The organism is Pantoea sp. 22096, from assembly GCF_052045955.1.
Taxonomy (GTDB): Bacteria; Pseudomonadota; Gammaproteobacteria; order Enterobacterales; family Enterobacteriaceae; genus Pantoea; species Pantoea alfalfae.
Window position 1 is genome coordinate 400667 of record NZ_JBQEPW010000001.1, and the last position, 21942, is coordinate 422608.

The following is a 21942-nucleotide window of genomic DNA, read 5'->3' on the forward strand; positions in this document are numbered from 1 at the left end:
TGGCTTAAAAGTGAAATTGATAATATATTTATAATTGACCAGAATAAACGATAAGGCAGTGATCATGATAGTTTCGCGTCTGCGCCGCTGGGCGACGCTGATCAAAAGAGATGTGTTCGTGCTGTGGTTCGCCTTTCGCGATCCGCGCACACCCTGGTGGAACAAGCTGGGCATGCTGGGACTGGTTGCTTATGGGGTCAGCCCGATCGATCTCATCCCGGATGTGATCGCGTTTGTTGGTCTGCTGGATGACGCGGTGATTATTCCCACGGGCATCATGATTCTGTTGCGGCTGCTGCCACAAGAGGTGCGCATCAGCAGCAGCGAACGCGCACAGTCTCAGCGTTCGCGCGGCAAAAAGATGGCAGGCTGGCTGGTCGTGGTTGGGCTGATCTGGCTGGCGTTAATTATTTACCTTGTCAGGCATTCACTGAGTTAAGAGGCGACGATGCACATTACGCTGCGGCAAATCGAAGTGTTTACCGAAGTGCTGAAAAGCGGTTCCACTACTCAGGCGTCGCAACTGCTGGCGCTGTCACAGTCGGCGGTCAGCGCGGCGCTGGCCGATCTGGAAAGTCAGCTCGGGGTGCAGTTGTTTGATCGGGTCGGCAAACGGCTGGTGCTGAATGAGCATGGGCGACTGCTCTATCCGCGTGCGGTCGGGCTGCTGGAGCAGGCGGGCGAAATTGAGCAGCTATTCAAAGAGGATAACGGCGCGATCCGCATCTTCGCCAGCAGCACTATTGGTAACTATCTGCTGCCGGGCATGATGGCGGCCTATCGTCGTGACTTTCCTGGTCTGCCGCTGGAGCTGAGCGTCGGTAACAGTCAGGATGTGATTCAGGCGGTTTCCGATTTCCGCGTGGATGTCGGCCTGATTGAAGGGCCGTGCCATATGACCGAACTGGTCAGCGAACCCTGGCTGGAAGATGAGCTGGTGGTATTTGCCGCGCCCGATGCCGCGATTCTGCAACAGTCGGTGACGCTGAAAACCCTGGCAGAAGCGCCGTGGATTCTGCGTGAACGTGGCTCCGGCACCCGGGAAATCGTCGATTATCTGCTGCTGTCACACCTGCCGAGTTTTCAGCTGGGTATGGAGCTCGGCAACTCAGAAGCGATCAAGCATGCAGTGCGGCACGGCATGGGGATCAGCTGCCTGTCGCGCCGGGTAATTGCCGATCTGCTGGAGGCGGGCACGCTGACAGAACTGACGATTCCGTTGCCGCGTCTGACCCGGACGCTCTATCGCATCCATCACCGGCAGAAGCATATTTCAAAGGCACTGACGCGCTTTTTGTCCTATTGCCGTGAGTGATTGCTAATAATTCGGGCGCGATCATGAACTTAACTTATAACAGCATGGCATCAGCTATACAGAGGCGGTCTGGCTGCTACAATCGCGCCTCATTTTTACCCAGCGTAGCGTTAACACATGCATAATGACTCAAAAACAACACAACAACCTGCATTACGACGTGCGTTAAAAGCCCGTCATCTTACGATGATCGCCATCGGCGGCTCCATCGGTACCGGCCTGTTTGTCGCTTCCGGCGCAACGATTGCTCAGGCTGGCCCTGGCGGGGCACTGCTCTCCTACATGCTGATCGGCCTGATGGTCTACTTCCTGATGACCAGTCTCGGTGAGCTGGCTGCCTTCATGCCCGTATCCGGTTCTTTCGCCACCTACGGCGCAAAATATGTCGAGGAGGGCTTTGGTTTCGCACTCGGCTGGAACTACTGGTACAACTGGGCGGTGACCATCGCGGTTGACCTGGTGGCGTCGCAGCTGGTGATGACCTACTGGTTCCCCGACACGCCGGGCTGGATCTGGAGCGCGCTGTTCCTGGGACTGATATTCCTGCTCAACTACATCTCAGTAAAAGGCTTTGGCGAGGCGGAGTACTGGTTCTCGCTGATCAAAGTGGCCACCGTCATTATCTTTATCATCGTGGGCGTGCTGATGATCACGGGCATCATGCGCGGTGCAGAGCATGCGGGCTGGCAGAACTGGCAGGTGGGCGATGCGCCGTTTGCGGGCGGCTTTGCGGCGATGATCGGCGTGGCGATGATTGTGGGATTCTCCTTCCAGGGCACCGAGCTGATCGGTATCGCGGCGGGCGAATCTGAAGACCCGGCAAAAAATATCCCGCGCGCCGTGCGGCAGATTTTCTGGCGTATCCTGCTGTTCTATGTGTTCGCCATTCTCATTATCAGTCTGATCCTGCCGTACACCGATCCGCAATTACTGCATAACGACATTGATGATATCAGCGTCAGCCCGTTCACCCTGGTGTTCCGCAACGCCGGTCTGCTCTCTGCGGCAGCAGTGATGAATGCGGTTATCCTGACGGCGGTGCTGTCAGCCGGTAACTCCGGTATGTATGCCTCAACGCGCATGCTGTATAACCTGGCCTCCGAAGGCAAGGCACCGCGTATTTTCGCGAAACTGTCTAAGGGCGGCGTGCCGCGCAATGCCTTATGGGCGACGACCGTCGTGGCCGGGCTGTGCTTCCTGACCTCAAAATTTGGCAACCAGGAGGTTTATCTGTGGCTGCTGAACACCTCAGGCATGACCGGTTTTATCGCCTGGCTGGGTATTGCCATCAGTCACTATCGCTTCCGTCGCGGCTATGTCGCCCAGGGACGTGATCTGAACGATCTGCCATACCGTTCCGGCTTCTTCCCGCTGGGACCGATTTTTGCCTTTGTGCTCTGCCTGATCATTACGCTGGGTCAGAACTATCAGGCCTTCCTCAACGACAGCATCGACTGGTATGGCGTAGCGGCAACCTATATTGGTCTTCCGCTGTTCCTGATTATCTGGTTCGGCTACAAACTGACGCGCGGCAGCCGTTTCGTGAAGTACAGCGAGATGGAGTTCCCGGTTCATAAAGAGTAGTTCTGTGCGCTTGCTCTGTTGAGTCAGGTGCCTGACACAGCGCGTTGAGGCTGCAGATGGGGCACATGCTCAGGGAGCATACGTCTTTCGCAAAGACGCAAAAACGCCATCCCTGGCAAGCTCAGCGCGGGCCATCCCTGGCCCGCGATGCTTTGCTCCAGACGTATGCTCCCATCGCTTTAAGTCCGGGAACAGCCTCAACGCGCTGTGTCTGCCGGTATCCTGCCCATAACAACACCGTTTTTTACCCTTTTTTCACGTCTCGCTTATCTTCACGAATTGATAATTATTATCACCTGCACTATTGTGGCTGCGTTTTCTGACGTGATAGCCACACAGGGTTCAAACATGACTACTGAAACTTCGCTGCTGGCGGGGGAAGAGACGCTTCACCACACCATGCAAAACTACCATCAGGTGCTGCGCCGCCGCCTGATCTGGATTGGCGTATTACTGGTGGCTATTGTCGCCTCGCTGATCCTCGACTTCACGCTGGGTCCGGCCGGACTCTCACTTGATACGCTGTGGAATACGCTGCTCAGCCCCGACAGCGTCGATGCCGGCACCCGCGTGATTGTCTGGGACATTCGTCTGCCCTATGCGCTGATGGCGCTGGTGGTAGGGCTGTCGCTGGGTCTGGCAGGTGCAGAGATGCAGACCATCCTGAATAACCCGCTGGCCAGCCCGTTTACACTCGGTGTCTCCTCGGCGGCAGCGTTTGGTGCCGCGCTGGCGATCATTCTCGGCATCGGTATTCCCGGCATTCCTGATCAGTGGTTAATCTCTGCCAATGCCTTTGTCTTTGCGCTGTTTGCCGCGCTGATGCTGGATGCCGTGACCCGCTGGACGCAGGTTTCGTCGGCGGGCGTGGTGCTGTTCGGTATTGCACTGGTCTTCACCTTTAACGCGTTAGTTTCAATGATGCAGTTCATCGCCAGTGAAGACACCCTGCAGGGTCTGGTGTTCTGGACCATGGGCAGCCTGGCGCGTGCTTCCTGGGAAAAGCTGGGTGTACTGACCGTAGCGCTGGCCATTCTGGTGCCGTTCTCGATGATGAGCAGCTGGAAGCTGACGGCGCTGCGTCTGGGTGAAGATCGCGCGGTGAGCTTTGGTATTGATGTACGTCGTCTGCGCCTGACCACCCTGCTGCGTATCAGTATTCTCTCGGCGCTGGCGGTGGCGTTTGTTGGCCCGATCGGCTTCATCGGGCTGGTCGCGCCGCATATTGCCCGCATGATGTTTGGTGAAGATCACCGCTTCTATCTGCCCGCCAGTGCGCTGGTTGGCGCGCTGGTGCTGTCGCTGGCATCAGTCGCCTCGAAAAACCTGCTCCCCGGCGTGATCATCCCTGTCGGCATCGTCACCTCACTGATTGGCGTGCCGTTCTTCCTGAGTATTATTCTGCGTCATCGGGGGACGGTATGATGGAACAGGGTCTGACGTTACGCGGCTTCAGTGCCGGTTATCCCAAACATAAAGTCATTGAAAATCTCAACGTGGCACCGCTGCCACGCGGTGAGATCACCGTGCTGCTCGGGCCGAATGGCTGTGGTAAATCGACGCTGCTGCGTGCACTGGCCGGGCTGAATAAAGGTCAGGGTGAGATGTGGCTCAACGGTGAAGATCTGATGACTCAGCCGTTTGCCCGCCGCGCGAAGAACGTGGTCTATCTGCCGCAGTCGTTGCCTGCGGGCGTGCATCTGCACGTGCTGGAGTCGATCATTGTGGCGCAGCGTGCCTCTGGTGGACTGCACAGCGCCAGCAGCGAAGCCGAAATCATGCATCTGCTTGAACAACTGGGGATAGCGCATCTCGCGATGCGTTACCTCGATCAGCTCTCCGGCGGTCAGAAGCAGCTGGTCGGGCTGGCGCAGTCCCTGATCCGTCGCCCTAAGCTGCTGCTGCTGGATGAACCGCTGAGCGCGCTCGATCTCAACTATCAGTTCCACGTGATGGATCTGGTACGCCGCGAAACAGCCCAGCGCAACATCGTGACGGTGGTGGTGGTGCATGACATCAATATCGCGCTGCGTCATGCGCAACACGCGCTGATGCTGAAGCAGGGCGCACTGGTAGCGGAAGGGCAACCGGATAAGGTGATTACGCCGACTACGCTGGCAAAAGTGTATGGCGTGAATGGCCGTATCGAACACTGCTCACGCGGCATTCCGCAGGTAATGATCGACGGGCTGACCGGACCGGCACTGGTCTGAAAGTCGGGCAGGCCTGGCCTTGAGCCAGCGTTTGCGGCAGTAGCAGTACAGGATGCAGAAAAGTTCAGGGCCGCAATTGCGGCCCTGATGTTTTACGTTAGCAGATGTTGTGCATGGAAGCGCAGATGATCTTCCACAAAGCTGGCTATAAAGAAGTAGCTATGGTCATAACCCGGCTGAATACGCAGCGTCAGCGGGAAACCGACTGCTTTAGCAATCTCTTCTAACCGCTCCGGTTGCAGCTGATCGGCCAGGAACTGATCGCTGTCGCCCTGATCGATCAGGACTGGCAGACGATGCGACACCTCTGCCATCAGCTGGCAGCTGTCATATTCCCGCCACGCCGCCTGGTCGTCGCCCAGATAGGCCTTAAACGCTTTCTGGCCCCACGGCACCTGCATAGGGTTTACAATCGGCGCAAACGCAGACGCTGAGGCAAAGCGGTTACCCAGACGCAGCGCCAGCATCAGCGCGCCGTGTCCGCCCATGGAGTGACCCATAATCGACTGACGTTCACTGACTTTGAAGTTATCCGCAATCAGGGCGGGCAGCTCGCTGCTCAGATAGTCGAACATGCGGAAATGAGTGGCCCAGGGGTGCTGAGTGGCATTGAGATAAAATCCCGCGCCCTGACCCAGATCGTAGCCCTCATCGTTGGCAACGCCTTCACCGCGCGGGCTGGTATCCGGCATAATCATTACCAGACCCAGTTCCGCCGCCACGCGCTGCGCGCCCGCTTTGGTGGTGAAGTTCTCATCGTTGCAGGTCAGCCCGGCCAGAAACCAGACCACTGGCGGCGGCGCATCACCGTGCGGTTCAGGCAGGTAGATGCTGAAGGTCATCGGGCAGTTCAGCACGGCCGACTGATGACGCCAGCGCTGCTGCCAGCCGCCAAAAATGCGGTGTTCTTCCAGTAGCTCCAGAGTGGATGCCATAACGCCTCCTGATTACTTGTTAAAGTGCACGACCGAGCGAATCGATTTTCCTTCGTGCATCAAATCAAAGGCGTCGTTGATCTCTTCCAGCGGCATGGTGTGGGTGATGAAGTCGTTCAGGGCAAACTTACCATCAAGGTAATCCTGCACAATGCCCGGCAGCTGTGAGCGGCCTTTCACGCCACCAAAGGCGGAACCGCGCCAGACGCGACCAGTTACCAGCTGGAACGGACGGGTAGAGATCTCTTCACCGGCACCGGCGACGCCGATAATCACAGACTCACCCCAGCCTTTGTGGCAGCACTCCAGCGCGGAACGCATCACGTTGACGTTACCGATACACTCAAATGAGAAGTCCACGCCGCCGTCGGTCAGCTCGACAATCACATCCTGAATCGGCTTATCGTAATCTTTCGGATTAATCAGATCGGTGGCACCTAGTTTGCGCGCCAGATCGAATTTGCTGGTGTTGAGGTCGATTGCGATGATGCGGCCAGCCTTCGCCATTTTTGCGCCGATAACCGCAGAAAGACCGATACCGCCGAGACCGAAAATCGCGACGGTGTCGCCTTCTTTTACTTTAGCGGTGTTCATTACCGCGCCCATGCCGGTAGTCACGCCACAACCCAGCAGACAAACTTCTTCCAGCGGCGCTTCTTTACTGATTTTCGCCAGCGAGATTTCCGGGATCACGGTGTATTCAGAGAAGGTCGACGTGCCCATATAGTGGAAAATCGGTTTGCCATCTTTAAAGAAGCGCGTGGTGCCGTCCGGCATCAGGCCTTTGCCCTGAGTGGCACGGATCGCCTGGCAGAGGTTAGTTTTGCCCGACAGGCAGAACTTACATTTGCCACACTCCGGGGTGTAAAGCGGAATGACATGGTCACCTACTTCCACACTGGTCACGCCTTCGCCCACGGCTTCTACGATGCCGCCGCCTTCATGGCCGAGAATCGCCGGGAAAACGCCTTCCGGATCGGTGCCGGAGAGGGTGTAGGCGTCGGTATGACAGACGCCAGTCGCGACGATGCGCACCAGCACTTCGCCTTTCTGCGGTGGCATCAAATCCACTTCTTCGATTTTCAGCGGTTCGCCAGCGGCCCAGGCAACAGCGGCACGGGTTTTGATCATGTTCATGCAATCCCTCTTCCAGTCAGATTGTGACGCACGATGGCGTCGTGTGGTTATGGTTTAAACATAGCGTGGAACGCTTATTGCGCCGCCTGTAATGGATAGATCAACTCATCGTTGAGCGGACGATCGTCAAACTGTTCAATAATCAGATACTTCAGCGCTTCAACATTCGGAGTAAAAGCATCGCGTCGCCACATTAGCCAGGTGGCGGTATCGCGATAAGCCGCAGGTAAGGTATGCGCCTGCACCCGCGACCGATCCGCCATCTGCTTCAGCACCGAAGCCGGGATCATCGCGACACCCGCACCGCCCGCCACGCAGGCCAGCATGGCGTGATAGGACTGAATCTCCATCACATTGTCGGGCGCGGTCTGGCTGTCGCGATACCAGCTCTCCAGCTTCACCCGGTAAGAGCAGCTATTGCGGAAGGCAAACAGGGTGTCGTCCTGCACATCGCGCGCTGTGGTGATAGGCGCGTGATCCAGCCCGGTGATCAGCACCATCTCCTCACGAAAGGCGATGCAGCCATTCAGATCGTCATGGGAAACCGGGCCATCCACCAGCGCGGCGGCCAGAGTGCCTTCGCGAACCCGATCGATGATTTCGCCCGAGGTGCCGGTAATCAGCGACAGCGCCACTTTAGGGAAGCGCTGGTGATAGGCGGCGAGCAGACCAGGCAGGCGGGTCGCTGCGGTACTCTCCATTGAGCCCAGCGCAAAGTTGCCTGCCGGTTCACCAGTGCGGGTCATGCTCATCGCTTCTTCACTTAATGCCAGAATACGCTGCGCATAATTCAGGAAATTATGGCCCATCGGTGACAGGCGAATGCGCTGCTTCTCACGAATAAAGAGATCCACACCTAATTCTTCTTCCAGCTGACGCAGCCGCGTGGTGAGATTAGAGGGAACGCGATGCAGCTGTTCGGCTGCGCGCGCCAGGGAGCCCGTTTCGGCAACGGAACAGAACATACGCAGCTGAACTAAATCCATATCTTCTTTTCCCGTAAACAAGTTGGTTAATATTATTCACTTTCCGTGAGTTTAATCATCCTGCATGCTGTTAGCAAGTCAGAAGAGATCGCAAGGCAGAACAACAGGAGTTCAGCAATGGCGTTACGCGTCGCGCTCAGCGCGTTTTTAACCTTATTTGTGGCGATGGGCATTGGGCGATTCGCCTTTACGCCGCAGGTGCCGCTGATGATTCAGGCGCACCAGCTGACGCTCACCAGTGCCAGCCTGGTCGCTGCGCTCAACTATCTTGGCTATCTGTGTGGCTCATTCGATGCCATGCGCGCGCACCGGCGGGTGGAGCTGCGTTTGCAGGCGGGCGTATGGGGTGCAGTGATCCTGACGCTGCTCTCTGCACTGGCAACCGGACCGTGGCTGCACGGTGCGATCCGCTTTCTGATTGGCTGGGCCAGTGGATGGGCGATGGTGCTGGTGGCGGCCTGGAGCAACGAACAACTGCATCGCCACGGCCGGGCAGGGCTGTCGGCGGCCGTGTTTGCCGGGCCGGGCTGCGGTATTTTTGTCAGCGGTCTGCTGGGGGTGGCGCTGCATACTCTACAGGTCTCTGCCGGTCTGGCCTGGGCCGCTTACGGTACGCTGGCACTGCTGCTGATTGCGCTGATTACCCGTAATCTGCCGCGTCGGGGCGAACTGCATCGCCCGGATCAGGCACCTGAGCCGCTGGTGCTGGATCGCAACCTGAAACGTCTGGTGCTGAGTTACAGTCTGGCGGGCTTTGGTTATATCCTGCCCGCCACCTTTTTATCGCAGATGGCCGCTACGCGTTTTCCTGACGGCATCTTCGCGCAGTTTGTCTGGCCGATATTTGGCGGTGCGGCGATGGTCGGCATCCTGCTGGGCATCCTGACGCGGCGCTGGGGGCATAGTCACGTCCGCCTGGCGGTAGTGCTCTGGGCTCAGGCGCTGGGCGTTTTTGCTGCGGCACTGCTGCCCGGCTTTAGTGGCCTGCTGGCCGGGGCGCTGCTGGTGGGCGGCGGCTTCCTCAGCGTGGTACAGCTGTCGCTGCTTTGCGCCCGTGAACTGGCACCCCATCATCTGCGTTACATGGCCGGCCTCCTGACCACCGGCTATGCGGTCGGACAGCTGGTTGGTCCGCTGCTCTCTTTTCTCTCAACGGCTCTGTTACATCGGCTGGAGCCTGCCCTGTGGGTGGCCGGGATCAGCCTGGTGTGGGCGGGCCTGCTGGTCTGGCGAAAAATTGAATGAAAAGCTTTCATCACCAATCTGATTGATTGCTGGATTCCCCGCAAAGAAAGTTTCACAATACGCGCCTGATTACAGGGCCTGCAGGCAAAAGCTTGCGGGCGCAACACCAGCCGGAGAAGAGTAAATGAGCACCCTAAGTCAGGAAGCTGCCCTGGTTCACGAAGCGCTGCTGGCGCGTGGACTGGAAACGCCGTTACGTGCACCGACGCGCGACATTGATGACGAAACGCGTAAGAGCCTGATTGCCGGGCACATGACCGAGATTATGCAGCTGCTGAATCTGGATCTTGAAGATGACAGCCTGATGGAAACGCCGCATCGCATCGCCAAAATGTATGTGGATGAGGTCTTTTCCGGTCTCGATTATGCCAACTTCCCGAAAATCACCGTCATTGAGAATAAAATGAAGGTCGATGAGATGGTGACCGTGCGTGATATCACCCTGACCAGCACCTGTGAACATCACTTTGTGATCATTGATGGCAAAGCCACGGTTGCCTATATTCCCAAGGAAAAGGTGATTGGCCTGTCGAAAATCAACCGCATCGTGCAGTTCTTCGCCCAGCGCCCGCAGGTGCAGGAGCGCCTGACACAGCAGGTTCTGGTGGCCTTGCAGACGCTGCTGGGCACCAACAACGTTGCTGTCTCGATTGATGCGGTACATTACTGTGTGAAAGCGCGTGGCGTCAAAGATGCGACCAGCGCCACCACCACGACCTCTCTGGGCGGCCTGTTCAAGTCCAGTCAGAATACCCGCCAGGAATTCTTGCGCGCGGTACGCCATAGTTGAGTTAACGGCGGGCGCATAATGCTGCCCGCCTCAATGGGGCAGGGTGCCGCATGCAACGCTATCACGTGCTGGATTTCATTCGAGGCTGTGCCATTCTCGGCATCCTGCTGCTCAATATTGTGGGCTTCGGCCTGCCTTCTGCTGCTTACCTGAATCCGGCCTGGCAGGGCAGTGTCAGTCTCTCCGACGTCTGGACCTGGGCACTCTCTGACGCCTTTGCTCAGCTCAAATTCCTCACCCTGTTTGCACTGCTGTTTGGCGCAGGTCTGCAAATGCAGCTGCCGCGCGGCAGTCGCTGGCTGACTGCCCGGCTTTCCATTCTGGTACTCATCGGTTTTCTGCATGGTGTCTTTCTCTGGGAAGGCGATATCCTGCTGGATTACGGCATCATCGGGCTGGTGGTCTGGCGGGTGCTGCGTGACGTCCCGTCAACCCGCAGCCTGATGAATACCGGCATTCTGCTTTATCTGGTGGGCTGCGGCGTGCTGCTGGTGTTTGGGTCGATCTCCGATCCCGAACCGACGCGATCCTGGCTGCCGGGTGCTGCCGATCTGCAATATGAGCAGTACTGGAAACTGAGCGGCGGCTGGGAAGCGATACAGAACCGGCTGGATCATCTCTCATCAGGGCTGATGGCGCTGGCGGCTCAATATGGCTGGCAGCTGGCGGGCTTAATGATGATGGGTGGCGCAATGCTGCGCAGCGGCTGGCTGACTGGAGAATTTTCCCTCCGCCACTATCGTCAGGCGGCGGCCCTGCTGCTGACAATGGGCTTCTCCATTGCGGTAGCCGGTGTAGCCGCGCAATGGCTGTTACATTGGGAATTCCGCTGGGCGGCTTTTTACCTGCAGGCCCCGCGCGATCTTGCCAGCCCGCTGATTAGCCTGGGCTATGCCGCGCTCTGTCTGGCCTACTGGCCACAAATTTCTCACTGGCATATCAGCCACGCCATCCAGTGCGTGGGCCGTATGGCGCTGACCAACTACCTGCTGCAAACGCTCATCTGCACCACGCTGTTCTATCGCTTTGGCTTCTACATGCATTTCACCCGGCTGGAACTGGTGCTGATGGTGCCTGCGATATGGCTCATCAATATCCTGTTTTCACTCATCTGGTTACATTTCTTCGCACAGGGTCCGCTGGAATGGCTGTGGCGGCGGTTTACGCTGCTCTCAGCCGGCAAATCACGCATTACCGACAACGCCAGATAATGACCGCCATCACAAAGGTTACAGAATTGTATGTAACCGTTTTCATTGATGTGACGCAATTCACGCTGCACGCCTCCCGCCCCTGACAGAATAGCGCCGGTGTATAACCCGGCGTGAAGCCCTATTTTTCCCTTCTGGAACTGCTGCATGATAACTATTCGTGATGTTGCCCGTCAGGCTGGCGTGTCAGTGGCGACCGTGTCGCGTGTTCTCAATCAGAGCAACGCCGTGACCTCTGACACCCGCGACGCCGTGTTACAGGCGGTTGAAGCGCTGGGGTATCGCCCTAACGCCAACGCCCAGGCGCTGGCGACGCAGGTCAGCGATACGATCGGGGTAGTGGTGATGGATGTCTCTGATCCCTTCTTCGGGGCGCTGGTTAAAGCAGTGGATACCGTGGCGCAGCGCGTGCACAAGCATGTGTTAATCAGCAACTCCTGGCATCAGGAAGAGAAAGAGCGTCATGCTATCGAGGTGCTGATCAGGCAGCGCTGCAGCGCCCTGGTGGTCCACGCAAAAACGCTGCCGGACGCGGAGCTGGCGGACTTTATGCAGCACGTGCCCGGCATGGTAGTGATTAACCGCATCGTCCCTGGATTTGAACACCGCAGCGTCAGTCTGGATAACGTCACGGGTGCACTGATGGCCTCAAGAACCCTGCTGCAACAGGGGCATAGCCGCATTGGCTATCTTTGCTCCAGTCATCCCATTGAGGATGTGGCGCAGCGCCGTGAAGGGTGGATGCAGGCGATGGCCGAACAGGGCATCCGGCCGCAGGAGAGCTGGATCGCCAGCGCAGAGCCAGATATGCAGGGGGGCGAAGCGGCGATGGTGGAGCTGCTGGGGCGCAATCTCAACCTTACAGCAGTGTTTGCTTATAACGACGGCATGGCGGCTGGCGCACTTACTGCGCTGAAAGACAACGGCATTCAGGTGCCACAGCATTTTTCTGTCATTGGCTTTGATGATATCCCGATTTCCCGTTATACCGATCCGCAGTTGACCACTGTGCGCTATCCCATTGTATCTATGGCAAAAATTGCCACTGAGCTGGCACTGCAGGGCGCAGCCGGACTGCTTGATGACACGGCAACGCATATCTTTATGCCAACCCTGGTGCGGCGTCATTCTGTGGCGCAGCGGCAAAATGTGGAGTCCGTCACTAATTCAGGCGATTCAGGCATGTAACCGTTTTCAATCTGTGATTGTATTCACAGTTAATTAACATTGCCCTCACTATGATGGCAGCGTCTTACCGGACTGAAACATTATGTAACGCCAGTGTAACGGCATCAGTTGTGGTCTCAGTAGCCGGTTAAAGGGTTCATACCCTCTTCATGGAAGCGTTCTGGCACAGGGAAGTCAGGTTTTAGACGGCGTCTGATGGCTTAACAGCCTCATTACGTTAACCAACGCGCCGATCTGTTTTACCAATTGCTCTTCCGCACATTTTGCGGCAGCGCTAAAAAGACCCTGCATAATAAAACCGGAGATACCATGAATAAGAAGGTTTTCACGCTTACAGCACTGGTTGCCAGCATGATGTTTGGTGCAACCGCTCACGCAGCTGACACCCGTATCGGCGTGACCATTTACAAATATGATGACAACTTCATGTCAATGGTGCGCAAAGACATCGAGAAAGAAGCGAAAACGATCGGTGGCGTACAGCTGCTGATGAATGACTCGCAGAACGACCAGTCCAAACAGAACGATCAGGTGGACGTGCTGATGGCAAAAGGCGTGAAAGCGCTGGCGATTAACCTGGTTGACCCGGCTGCCGCTGCCGTCATCGTAGACAAAGCACGTGCCAACGACGTGCCGGTTGTCTTCTTTAACAAAGAACCGAACGCTAAAGTCCTGGCCGGCTATGACAAAGCTTACTATGTGGGTACCGACTCCAAAGAGTCCGGCATCATCCAGGGTCAGCTGATTGAGAAGCACTGGAAAGCGACCCCAGCCTGGGATCTGAACAAAGATGGCACCATTCAGTTCGTCCTGCTGAAAGGCGAGCCAGGCCATCCAGATGCTGAAGCCCGTACTAAATATGTTATCGACACCCTGAACAAAGATGGTCTGAAGACGCAGCAGTTAGCGATGGATACGGCGATGTGGGACACCGCACAGGCCAAAGATAAGATGGATGCGTGGCTGTCAGGCCCGAACGCGAAGAAAATTGAAGTTGTGATTGCCAATAACGATGCGATGGCGATGGGTGCCGTTGAAGCGCTGAAAGCGCACAACATGACTTCTATCCCGGTCTTCGGCGTCGATGCCCTGCCAGAAGCGATGGCACTGGTGAAATCCGGTGCGCTGGCCGGTACCGTGCTGAACGATGCGGAAAACCAGGCGAAAGCGACGCTGGATATTGCCAACAACCTGGCGAACGGCAAAGCGGCAACCGATGGAACAAACTTCAAGATGGTCGATAAGATCGTCCGTGTTCCTTACGTTCCGGTTGATAAAGAAAACCTGTCTCAGTTCTCGAAGTAAGATTGATTACGGGCGCGACAGCTGTCGCGCCTTTTTTATGTCACCACCGTTTTTTAGCCAGGTAAAATATGGCCAGTGATAACACGACCGCGCAGCGAGAATATTTGCTGGAAATGACGAATGTTTCAAAATCATTTCCCGGCGTTAAAGCGTTAGATAATGTGAATTTGAAAGTGCGGCCTCACTCTGTTCATGCATTAATGGGCGAGAACGGTGCCGGGAAATCCACCTTATTAAAATGCCTGTTTGGTATTTATAAAAAAGATACCGGCAGTATCCTGTTTCAGGGTAAAGAGATCGACTATAAAAGCTCCAAAGAGGCGCTGGAAAATGGCGTGTCGATGGTGCATCAGGAATTAAACCTGGTTCTTCAGCGTACCGTGATGGATAACATGTGGCTGGGGCGTTATCCGCGCAAAGGCTTCTTTGTGGATCAGGATAAGATGTACCAGGACACTAAGGCGATTTTTGACGAGCTGGATATCGATATCGATCCACGCGACAAAGTTGCCAATCTTTCTGTGTCACAGATGCAGATGATTGAAATTGCTAAAGCGTTCTCCTACGACGCGAAAATAGTGATTATGGATGAGCCGACTTCCTCGTTAACCGAGAAAGAGGTGAATCACCTGTTCACGATTATTCGTAAGCTGAAAGATCGCGGCTGTGGCATTGTTTATATTTCGCACAAGATGGAAGAGATTTTCCAGTTGTGTGATGAGATCACGATTCTGCGTGATGGTCAGTGGATCACCTCTCAGCCGCTGGACGGGCTGGATATGGATAAGATCATCGCCATGATGGTCGGCCGTTCACTGAACCAGCGTTTCCCTGACCGTACCAACGTGCCAGGCGAGACAATTCTTGAAGTTCGCAACCTGACGTCACTGCGTCAGCCGTCTATTCGCGATATCTCATTTGATTTGCGTAAAGGGGAGATACTCGGCATTGCCGGGCTGGTGGGCGCCAAACGTACCGATATCGTCGAAACGCTGTTTGGCATTCGCGAAAAATCGGGCGGCACCATCAAACTGCATGGCAAACCGATTAATAATCACAGCGCCAATGAAGCCATTAACCACGGTTTCGCGCTGGTGACTGAAGAGCGTCGTTCGACTGGTATTTATGCTTACCTGGATATTGGTTTTAACTCGCTTATTTCCAATATTAAAAAATATAAAAACAGTATGGGACTGCTGGATAATAAACGCATGAAGAGTGATACCCAATGGGTTATCGATTCAATGCGTGTTAAAACCCCAGGGCATCATACACAAATTGGTTCGCTTTCGGGCGGTAACCAGCAAAAAGTGATTATTGGCCGCTGGTTATTGACCCAGCCTGAAATCCTGATGCTTGATGAACCAACACGCGGTATTGATGTTGGTGCGAAATTCGAAATTTACCAGCTGATTGCTGAACTGGCGAAAAGAGAAAAGGGCATCATTATTATCTCATCCGAAATGCCGGAGCTGTTAGGCATTACCGATCGTATTCTGGTAATGAGTAATGGTCTGGTAGCAGGCATAGTTGATACCAAAACGACCACGCAGAACGAAATATTGCGTTTAGCGTCATTACACCTTTAATGAAGCAAGGGCTGTTAACATGAAAGCGACTACAAAAAAGAATGCGCTAACCTGGTTAAAAGAGGGCGGCATTTATGTCGTTCTGCTGGTATTGCTGGCTATTATTATTTTCCAGGATCCGACATTTTTAAGTTTGATGAACCTGAGTAATATTCTGACCCAATCTTCGGTGCGCATTATTATTGCACTGGGTGTGGCGGGTCTGATTGTGACCCAGGGTACTGACCTGTCAGCCGGACGTCAGGTTGGCTTAGCGGCGGTCGTTGCCGCAACGCTGTTGCAGGCGATGGATAACGCGAACAAAGTCTTCCCGACGCTGGATACCGTGCCGATTCCACTGGTTATCCTTACGGTGTGCATCATTGGCGGTGTAATTGGTCTGGTGAATGGTGTGATTATTGCTTACCTGAAGGTAACGCCATTTATCACCACGCTGGGCACCATGATTATCGTTTACGGTATCAACTCACTCTATTACGACTTTGTGGGTGCCTCACCGATTGCTGGCTTTGACGCAGGGTTCTCGAAATTTGCTCAGGGTTTCTTACGCTTTGGTGATTTTAAACTCTCGTTCATCACGTTCTACGCTGTGATTGCCATTATTTTCGTCTGGATTCTGTGGAACAAAACCCGCTTCGGCAAAAACATTTTTGCTATCGGCGGTAACCCGGAAGCGGCGAAAGTGTCAGGCGTGAACGTGCCTTTGAACCTGATCATGATTTATGCCCTGTCAGGTGTGTTCTACGCCTTTGGCGGGATGCTGGAGGCGGGTCGTATCGGTTCTGCCACCAACAACCTTGGCTTTATGTATGAGCTGGATGCGATTGCGGCCTGTGTGGTCGGCGGCGTTTCCTTCGCCGGTGGTGTGGGTAGTGTGGCGGGTGTCGTCACCGGTGTGCTGATCTTCACCGTTATCAACTACGGTCTGACCTATATCGGCGTGAACCCTTACTGGCAGTACATCATTAAGGGCGGCATCATTATCTTCGCCGTGGCGCTGGATTCCCTGAAATATTCTCGTAAGAAGTAAGTCTTATTCAACGCTAAAAAAGCGACCTTCGGGTCGCTTTTTTTATGGGGAGTGCTGGGGTTGATGCTGTAAGACGGAGTCTGCGAAGGGAACACGGTCAGATCGGAAAGACGCAAAAGCCGTCATCCATGACATGCTCGGCCCGCGCTGAGCCTTGCCTTAGAGAGCGTCTTTTACGTCTTTGCGAAAGGCGTATGCTCCCTGAGTCTTGTACCTTGCTGCCACACTGCAGCTCAGCACATATAACAGTTTTCAGCACAGTTTCATTAAGCCGTTGAGCGCCAGCTACTTCCGCAGCTTCTGTTCCAGCTCCAGCAGCTGCTCCGGCGTCACCGCCGGATAACTCTGCGCGTCTTCAGGAACATCGTGTACGGCAGGAATCGGCACCAGCGGGCCTAAGAAACGGGGTTCACGCTTAAGCAGGAAGAGGTCCGCCAGTGCGCCAAGCCGGGCACCGACCTCACGGAAGCGCACGCTCAGCATGTTTTTCGGTGAGGGCACCGCATAGCACTGGGCCTGAATGCCCAGCTGCAGGGCGATAAACAGCGCGCGCTCACAGTGGAAGCGCTGCGTGATAATAATGAAATCATTGGTATCAAACACTTTGCGGGTGCGCACAATCGAATCCAGCGTCCGGAACCCGGCATAATCGAGCACGATATCAGCCGGATCGACACCGGCTTTGATAAGATCGCGGCGCATCGTCATCGGCTCATTATAGCTTTGCAGCGCGTTGTCACCGCTCAGCAGCAGATAATTCACCTTGCCGCTGTTATAGGCATTAAGAGCGCCCTGCATACGATAGAGGTAATACTGATTGATAACGCCTGTACGATAATATTTCGCCGTCCCCAGTACCACACCTACCTGACGATGCGGCAATGAAGCGACATTTTCGTAGATAAAAGGCGCAGTTTTCCAGCTGATCCAGCGATCAAGGCCGAGCGCCGTTGCCACCATCAGTAAGATGATGAAAAGCAGACCAATGAGAACGCGTTTCAGCATGCGCCTGGAGACTCGATGTCAAAATAGTGAGATGGGACAAGGCTACTTGAGCAGCCGCAGCGAAGCAAGTGAGTGCCGGCTGGCTGTACGTTTTTTGAACACTGCCGGACCAGAGGCGATCCGGCAGTGGGAAGATTAAATCGAGGTACGACGATAGTGACGATACTGCGGCAGCCAGAAGTTGTTGGCGATAGCCTGTGACAACACATCTTCAGAGGTCACCACGGCGACACCCGCCAGTTGAGCAGCTTTACCCACTTCCATCGCTATGATTTTCGACACGCCCTGGATATCTTTAATCTCAGGCAGTACCGGGCCTTCACCTTCATTCACCAGCGGAGAACAGTCAGCGAGCGCGCGGCTGGCGGTCATCAGCATGGTATCGGTAACGCGGCTGGCACCCGAAGCAATCACACCCAGACCAATGCCCGGGAAGATGTAGGAGTTGTTGCACTGCGCAATCGGATAGGTTTTACCGTTCCAGCTCACCGGCGAGAACGGGCTGCCGGTTGCGACCAGCGCGGCACCGTCAGTCCAGGCGATGATATCGGCTGGCGTCGCTTCCACGCGTGATGTCGGGTTCGACAGTGGCATCACAATAGGGCGCTTACAGTGCTTGTGCATCTCGCGGATGATCTCTTCGGTGAACAGGCCCGGCTGGCCAGAGACACCAATCAGAATATCGGGCTGCGCATTGCGCACCACGTCCAGCAGCGAGATGGAATCATTGGTGACATCCCACTGCTGCAGGTTTTCGCTCTTCTGCACCAGCTTGCTCTGGAAATCGAGCAGGTTAGGCAGCTTGTCCGTCAGCAGACCAAAGCGATCGACCATCATCACCCGGCCACGTGCTTCCTCGTCGCTCAGGCCTTCTGATTTCATCTGCGCGATGATCTGTTCAGCGATACCACAACCCGCGGAACCGGCACCCAGGAACACCACTTTCTGCTCGCACAGGCGGCTACCGGCTGCGCGGCTGGCGGCAATCAAGGTACCTACCGTAACGGCTGCAGTGCCCTGAATATCGTCGTTAAAGCAGCAGACCTCATCGCGATAGCGGTTCAGCAGCGGCATGGCGTTCTTCTGGGCGAAATCTTCAAACTGCAGCAGAACTTTCGGCCAGCGGCGTTTAACGGCCTGGATAAATTCATTGACGAACTCGTCGTACTCTTCGCCGGTAATGCGCGGATGACGCCAGCCCATATAGAGCGGATCGTTCAGCAACTGCTGGTTATTGGTGCCGACATCCAGTACCACCGGCAAGGTGTAAGCCGGACTGATGCCACCACAGGCGGTATAGAGTGAAAGCTTACCAATCGGGATACCCATGCCGCCGATGCCCTGATCGCCGAGGCCCAGGATGCGCTCGCCATCGGTCACTACAATCACCTTCACATTCTGCTTGGTGGCGTTTTGCAGCATATCTTCGATACGGTCACGGTTAGGGTAGGAGATGAACACGCCACGCGCACGACGGTAGATCTCAGAGAAGTGTTCGCAGGCTGCGCCCACAGTCGGGGTGTAGATAATCGGCATCATCTCTTCAAGATGATTATCCAGCAGGCGATAGAACAGCGTTTCGTTGGTGTCCTGGATGTTACGCAGGTAGACATGCTTATCGTTATTATTTTTGAAGTCCTGGAACTGACGCCAGGCACGCTGCGCCTGCTCTTCAATCGATTCCACTGCTTCTGGCAGCAAACCGTTGAGGTTGAATTCATTACGTTCTTCGATGCTAAAGGCGCTGCCTTTATTCAGCAGGGGAAATTCCAGCAAAATCGGGCCAGCATAAGGGATATACAGCGGGCGTTTACTTTCGTAGTCGAGTTCCATGCGGTAATGCTCCGGTTGCAGTGTTGTCTGGCGTCACGCCGGAAAGGTAGCGCCAGTTTTCTCACCCGTTATAGCTCAGACTGCAGGTCAGGCAGCGGCAGGGTAACCGCTGCGGAAACATTCACGACCGTGCTGCTATCCTGCAACCTGAATTATTCAGAGTAATTTGTAATTGCGTGAATTCTGGCGCCAGATCCTATGAAATTTCCCGCAGAAGTACAGCGTTTGTTCACAAAAGCTCACAAAACTGTGGCTTCTCTGACAGCGGGTTATGCTTTGTACAGCGTTACCTGCAGCAGCTCACCGCAACCAAATGTCTCAAGCGTCGCCTGCGTGGCGGCAAACTGGCTTAACGTGGCATTTTCCACTTCGGCCAGTACCGCTTTTTTTATCTGACGAACATCGCCGCCCTGCATGTTCAGCAAGACCAGTGCCGCCTGAAGCGGCGGGAAGCTCGGGTTAAACGCGGCATTTTCGGCATAGCGACCGGCGACAATCGCGCCATCCGTGGTCAGCAGCGCAACACCCGCGTGGGACTGGCTGTAAGGCGCGTGGCTGGCATTGGCAGCGGCAACCGCAGCCTGCACCAGTTCATCGCCTTCGGCCACATAGCCGTGGTCCACCTCGTCCATCAGGAAGGTCGTAATGTCCAGATCGCGCGGGCCAAAGGCATCCGGCAGATAATCGGCCAGGGTGCTGATTGCGCGTTGTGGCAGGCTGATGAGAATGTTGGTGCCGCTGTTCAGCTCGTTCATGAACTGACGGCAGTGACCGCACGGCGTGTAGTTAACGGTGATGGTCTCAAGCTGGCGCTCGCCGCGCAGCCACGCATGGGTAATAGCGCTCTGCTCAGCATGGACGGTCTGCTGCATGGGCGTGCCGACAAATTCCATGTTAGCCCCGAAGTACCAGTTGCCGCTGACGCCGCGGGCTATCGCCCCAACGTTAAAATGCGACACGGTAGCAACGGCACAGGAGGCCGCGAGGGGCAGCAGCGCCAGCGCCAGCGCATCGGCCTCCATTTGTGTCTGTTGTTGCAGTGAGGTGACCTGGTCGGCGCTGATCACCGCATGAAAGTCAGGATCGTTCAACAGGGGAGCAAGTGCAGTTTGCAGCGTTGACGGCAATGCCTCAAAAGCAGAGAGGAAACGGGAATGCATGTGAGCCTCATTAAATTCAGCAGGGCGATGTGCCAGTCACCGGTTTATATGTGATCCACATCGCTCTGACAATGTAACATGTGTTGCATGTTTCAACTTTGCGAGATCTCTCGCAAACTTTCAGCCAAACCAGTGCATCAGCAGCGGAAAAATAAACGGTGCCAGCAGAGAGGTGATGATGCCGCAGATCACCAGCGCCAGTGAGCTGAATGCTCCTTCCTGATAGTCCAGTTCCGCGGCACGCGCCGTGCCCAGCGCATGCGATGCATTGCCAATTGCCAGTCCGCGCGCCGCTTTCGATTTTACGCCCAGCAGATTCAGCAGCGTGTGTCCGAATACCGCACCCAGTACTCCGGCAATCAGCACGCAGATGGCGCTGATGGCGGGAATGCCGTGCAGCGAACCGGAGACGGCCATCGCGATGGGCGTGGTCACGGATTTAGGTACGATGGTGGCGGCAATTTCAGGTGTGGCACCCATCCACAGGGCAATAGCGGTGCCTGAGATCATGGCGGTCAGGCTGCCGATAAAGCAGACGCCAATAATCGATTTCCAGCGGGCACGAATCTGATGCATCTGCTCATACAGCGGCAGTGCCAGCGCGACCACAGCCGGTTGCAGCAGCTGATTAAGAATCTGGCTGCCGGCGAAATAGCGCGAGTAAGGAAGCTGCAACAGCAGCAGTATCGGGATAATCATCCCCATGGCGACCAGTAGCGGATTAAGCAGCGAGATTTTCAGTCGTATCGCCAGCTTGCGCGCCAGAAAAAAGGCTGCCAGCGTCAGTGGCAGTGACCACCACATGTCACTCATCGGCTGACTCTCCGGCAGGACGGCGGCTGTGAAGCCGGTGGGCGCTGACGCCGACAATGGAGAGTACCAGGAAGGTACTGACAACACAGGAAACAACAATCGGGCCAAACTGGGCGGTGAGTATATCGGTGTAACTCATCACTCCGACGCTGATTGGCACAAACAGCAGCGCCATGTAGCGAATCAGCAGATGGCAGCCCGGTTTTACCCAGCTGACCGGCAGGATCTGCGACGCCAGCAGGCCGAACAGAATTAACATTCCCAGGATGCTGCCTGGCAGTTTAATGGGCAGCAGCGAAGCGATGCCGATGCCAGCGTATAAGCAGAGATAAATGATGATAAAGGCGCGAAGATAACGTCCGCAGACAGACAGCACGGTGAGCATGGCAGGCTCCTGTTTTCACTGAGCTTCATCATACGCATTAACCGCTTAGCGTGCTAGCGATCACATTTATGCCGCAGAGTAGCAGCAACGGGCAAAGCGTTTCAGCAGAAGGAAGCGGGGTAGTAGCGGTGAGAATGCAAAGGGGGAAAAATAACCCTTCGCGCCAGTGATACGGCGCGAAGGGTTGAGGACGGCACTTCGCTTAACCTGTTAAGCGT

Annotated in this window: 20 protein-coding genes; 12 read left to right on the plus strand and 8 right to left on the minus strand. The window is 55.5% G+C overall.

Features of this window, described 5'->3' with window-relative positions; all coding sequences use genetic code 11:
• Positions 1-64: 64 nt before the first annotated feature.
• From ACTJKZ_RS01765 to ACTJKZ_RS01785, 5 genes are all read left to right on the plus strand, one after another.
• The gene (locus tag ACTJKZ_RS01765) at positions 65-439 is read left to right on the plus strand and encodes a YkvA family protein (RefSeq protein WP_440829135.1); all 375 of its coding nucleotides are present in this window, start codon (positions 65-67) and stop codon (positions 437-439) included.
• Between the two features lie 9 nt (positions 440-448).
• Complete coding sequence (gene yieE / locus ACTJKZ_RS01770) at positions 449-1315, plus strand: DNA-binding transcriptional regulator YeiE (protein WP_222925215.1); 867 nt, start codon at positions 449-451, stop codon at positions 1313-1315.
• A 117-nt stretch (positions 1316-1432) separates the two neighbouring features.
• Positions 1433-2899, plus strand: coding sequence for an amino acid permease (locus tag ACTJKZ_RS01775; RefSeq protein WP_161732210.1), 1467 nt, complete (start codon positions 1433-1435; stop codon positions 2897-2899).
• A 348-nt stretch (positions 2900-3247) separates the two neighbouring features.
• Positions 3248-4324 (plus strand): FecCD family ABC transporter permease, encoded by a 1077-nt coding sequence (locus ACTJKZ_RS01780; protein ID WP_222925217.1) that lies wholly within the window; start codon positions 3248-3250, stop codon positions 4322-4324.
• Positions 4324-5112: an ABC transporter ATP-binding protein gene (locus tag ACTJKZ_RS01785; RefSeq protein WP_161732321.1), complete on the plus strand. Its 789-nt coding sequence runs from the start codon at positions 4324-4326 to the stop codon at positions 5110-5112. The genes ACTJKZ_RS01780 and ACTJKZ_RS01785 overlap by 1 nt, the downstream gene beginning before the upstream one ends.
• 92 nt (positions 5113-5204) lie before the next feature.
• Here ACTJKZ_RS01785 and fghA read toward each other — a convergent pair whose 3' ends face one another.
• From fghA to ptrR, 3 genes are all read right to left on the minus strand, one after another.
• A complete protein-coding gene (fghA, locus tag ACTJKZ_RS01790) occupies positions 5205-6047 on the minus strand; it encodes an S-formylglutathione hydrolase (RefSeq protein ID WP_161732212.1) in 843 nt (280 codons plus the stop codon).
• Between the two features lie 12 nt (positions 6048-6059).
• The gene (locus tag ACTJKZ_RS01795) at positions 6060-7184 is read right to left on the minus strand and encodes an S-(hydroxymethyl)glutathione dehydrogenase/class III alcohol dehydrogenase (protein WP_161732214.1); all 1125 of its coding nucleotides are present in this window, start codon (positions 7182-7184) and stop codon (positions 6060-6062) included.
• Positions 7185-7258: 74 nt separating this feature from the next.
• Positions 7259-8170, minus strand: a complete 912-nt coding sequence (ptrR, locus tag ACTJKZ_RS01800) for a putrescine utilization regulator PtrR (RefSeq protein ID WP_161732216.1) — start codon at positions 8168-8170, stop codon at positions 7259-7261.
• A 117-nt stretch (positions 8171-8287) separates the two neighbouring features.
• Between ptrR and ACTJKZ_RS01805 the strand changes: the two genes are divergently transcribed.
• From ACTJKZ_RS01805 to mglC, 7 genes are all read left to right on the plus strand, one after another.
• Positions 8288-9415: a YbfB/YjiJ family MFS transporter gene (locus ACTJKZ_RS01805; protein WP_222925219.1), complete on the plus strand. Its 1128-nt coding sequence runs from the start codon at positions 8288-8290 to the stop codon at positions 9413-9415.
• 124 nt (positions 9416-9539) lie between these two features.
• Positions 9540-10205 carry a GTP cyclohydrolase I FolE gene (gene folE / locus ACTJKZ_RS01810; protein WP_061062924.1) on the plus strand — a complete coding sequence of 222 codons (666 nt, stop codon included), beginning with the start codon at positions 9540-9542 and terminating at the stop codon, positions 10203-10205.
• A gap of 50 nt (positions 10206-10255) precedes the next feature.
• Positions 10256-11416 (plus strand): DUF418 domain-containing protein YeiB, encoded by a 1161-nt coding sequence (yeiB, locus tag ACTJKZ_RS01815; protein ID WP_161732220.1) that lies wholly within the window; start codon positions 10256-10258, stop codon positions 11414-11416.
• Between the two features lie 147 nt (positions 11417-11563).
• Entirely contained in the window at positions 11564-12604 is a 1041-nt protein-coding gene (gene galS / locus ACTJKZ_RS01820) for an HTH-type transcriptional regulator GalS (RefSeq protein WP_013358509.1), read from the plus strand.
• A gap of 309 nt (positions 12605-12913) precedes the next feature.
• Positions 12914-13909, plus strand: a complete 996-nt coding sequence (mglB, locus tag ACTJKZ_RS01825) for a galactose/glucose ABC transporter substrate-binding protein MglB (RefSeq protein WP_222925220.1) — start codon at positions 12914-12916, stop codon at positions 13907-13909.
• 68 nt (positions 13910-13977) lie between these two features.
• Positions 13978-15498 (plus strand): galactose/methyl galactoside ABC transporter ATP-binding protein MglA, encoded by a 1521-nt coding sequence (gene mglA, locus ACTJKZ_RS01830; protein ID WP_161732224.1) that lies wholly within the window; start codon positions 13978-13980, stop codon positions 15496-15498.
• Positions 15499-15517: 19 nt separating this feature from the next.
• A complete protein-coding gene (gene mglC, locus ACTJKZ_RS01835; RefSeq protein WP_161732226.1) occupies positions 15518-16528 on the plus strand; it encodes a galactose/methyl galactoside ABC transporter permease MglC in 1011 nt (336 codons plus the stop codon).
• Between the two features lie 285 nt (positions 16529-16813).
• Here the strand turns inward: mglC and sanA are convergent, their stop codons facing one another.
• From sanA to ACTJKZ_RS01860, 5 genes are all read right to left on the minus strand, one after another.
• Complete coding sequence (gene sanA / locus ACTJKZ_RS01840; RefSeq protein ID WP_013358504.1) at positions 16814-17533, minus strand: outer membrane permeability protein SanA; 720 nt, start codon at positions 17531-17533, stop codon at positions 16814-16816.
• Positions 17534-17668: 135 nt separating this feature from the next.
• Positions 17669-19366 carry an NAD-dependent malic enzyme gene (locus ACTJKZ_RS01845; RefSeq protein ID WP_222925221.1) on the minus strand — a complete coding sequence of 566 codons (1698 nt, stop codon included), beginning with the start codon at positions 19364-19366 and terminating at the stop codon, positions 17669-17671.
• Between the two features lie 269 nt (positions 19367-19635).
• A complete protein-coding gene (gene cdd / locus ACTJKZ_RS01850; RefSeq protein ID WP_440829136.1) occupies positions 19636-20526 on the minus strand; it encodes a cytidine deaminase in 891 nt (296 codons plus the stop codon).
• A gap of 120 nt (positions 20527-20646) precedes the next feature.
• Positions 20647-21339, minus strand: coding sequence for a CidB/LrgB family autolysis modulator (locus ACTJKZ_RS01855; protein WP_222925222.1), 693 nt, complete (start codon positions 21337-21339; stop codon positions 20647-20649).
• Positions 21332-21724, minus strand: a complete 393-nt coding sequence (locus ACTJKZ_RS01860) for a CidA/LrgA family protein (RefSeq protein ID WP_222925223.1) — start codon at positions 21722-21724, stop codon at positions 21332-21334. The genes ACTJKZ_RS01855 and ACTJKZ_RS01860 overlap by 8 nt, the downstream gene beginning before the upstream one ends.
• Positions 21725-21942: the final 218 nt, after the last annotated feature.

Bases quoted from the DNA above. Each gene is read 5' to 3' on its own strand.
- ACTJKZ_RS01765 (WP_440829135.1), top strand. From the start codon at position 65: ATGATAGTTTCGCGTCTGCGCCGCTGGGCGACGCTGATCAAAAGAGAT.
- ACTJKZ_RS01785 (WP_161732321.1), top strand. From the start codon at position 4,324: ATGGAACAGGGTCTGACGTTACGCGGCTTCAGTGCCGGTTATCCCAAA.
- ptrR (WP_161732216.1), bottom strand. From the start codon at position 8,170: ATGGATTTAGTTCAGCTGCGTATGTTCTGTTCCGTTGCCGAAACGGGC.
- ACTJKZ_RS01855 (WP_222925222.1), bottom strand. From the start codon at position 21,339: ATGAGTGACATGTGGTGGTCACTGCCACTGACGCTGGCAGCCTTTTTT.
- yieE (WP_222925215.1), top strand. From the start codon at position 449: ATGCACATTACGCTGCGGCAAATCGAAGTGTTTACCGAAGTGCTGAAA.
- ACTJKZ_RS01845 (WP_222925221.1), bottom strand. From the start codon at position 19,366: ATGGAACTCGACTACGAAAGTAAACGCCCGCTGTATATCCCTTATGCT.
- mglC (WP_161732226.1), top strand. From the start codon at position 15,518: ATGAAAGCGACTACAAAAAAGAATGCGCTAACCTGGTTAAAAGAGGGC.
- fghA (WP_161732212.1), bottom strand. From the start codon at position 6,047: ATGGCATCCACTCTGGAGCTACTGGAAGAACACCGCATTTTTGGCGGC.
- folE (WP_061062924.1), top strand. From the start codon at position 9,540: ATGAGCACCCTAAGTCAGGAAGCTGCCCTGGTTCACGAAGCGCTGCTG.
- ACTJKZ_RS01795 (WP_161732214.1), bottom strand. From the start codon at position 7,184: ATGAACATGATCAAAACCCGTGCCGCTGTTGCCTGGGCCGCTGGCGAA.
- ACTJKZ_RS01780 (WP_222925217.1), top strand. From the start codon at position 3,248: ATGACTACTGAAACTTCGCTGCTGGCGGGGGAAGAGACGCTTCACCAC.
- yeiB (WP_161732220.1), top strand. From the start codon at position 10,256: ATGCAACGCTATCACGTGCTGGATTTCATTCGAGGCTGTGCCATTCTC.
- mglB (WP_222925220.1), top strand. From the start codon at position 12,914: ATGAATAAGAAGGTTTTCACGCTTACAGCACTGGTTGCCAGCATGATG.
- mglA (WP_161732224.1), top strand. From the start codon at position 13,978: ATGGCCAGTGATAACACGACCGCGCAGCGAGAATATTTGCTGGAAATG.
- ACTJKZ_RS01805 (WP_222925219.1), top strand. From the start codon at position 8,288: ATGGCGTTACGCGTCGCGCTCAGCGCGTTTTTAACCTTATTTGTGGCG.
- sanA (WP_013358504.1), bottom strand. From the start codon at position 17,533: ATGCTGAAACGCGTTCTCATTGGTCTGCTTTTCATCATCTTACTGATG.
- galS (WP_013358509.1), top strand. From the start codon at position 11,564: ATGATAACTATTCGTGATGTTGCCCGTCAGGCTGGCGTGTCAGTGGCG.
- ACTJKZ_RS01860 (WP_222925223.1), bottom strand. From the start codon at position 21,724: ATGCTCACCGTGCTGTCTGTCTGCGGACGTTATCTTCGCGCCTTTATC.
- ACTJKZ_RS01775 (WP_161732210.1), top strand. From the start codon at position 1,433: ATGCATAATGACTCAAAAACAACACAACAACCTGCATTACGACGTGCG.
- cdd (WP_440829136.1), bottom strand. From the start codon at position 20,526: ATGCATTCCCGTTTCCTCTCTGCTTTTGAGGCATTGCCGTCAACGCTG.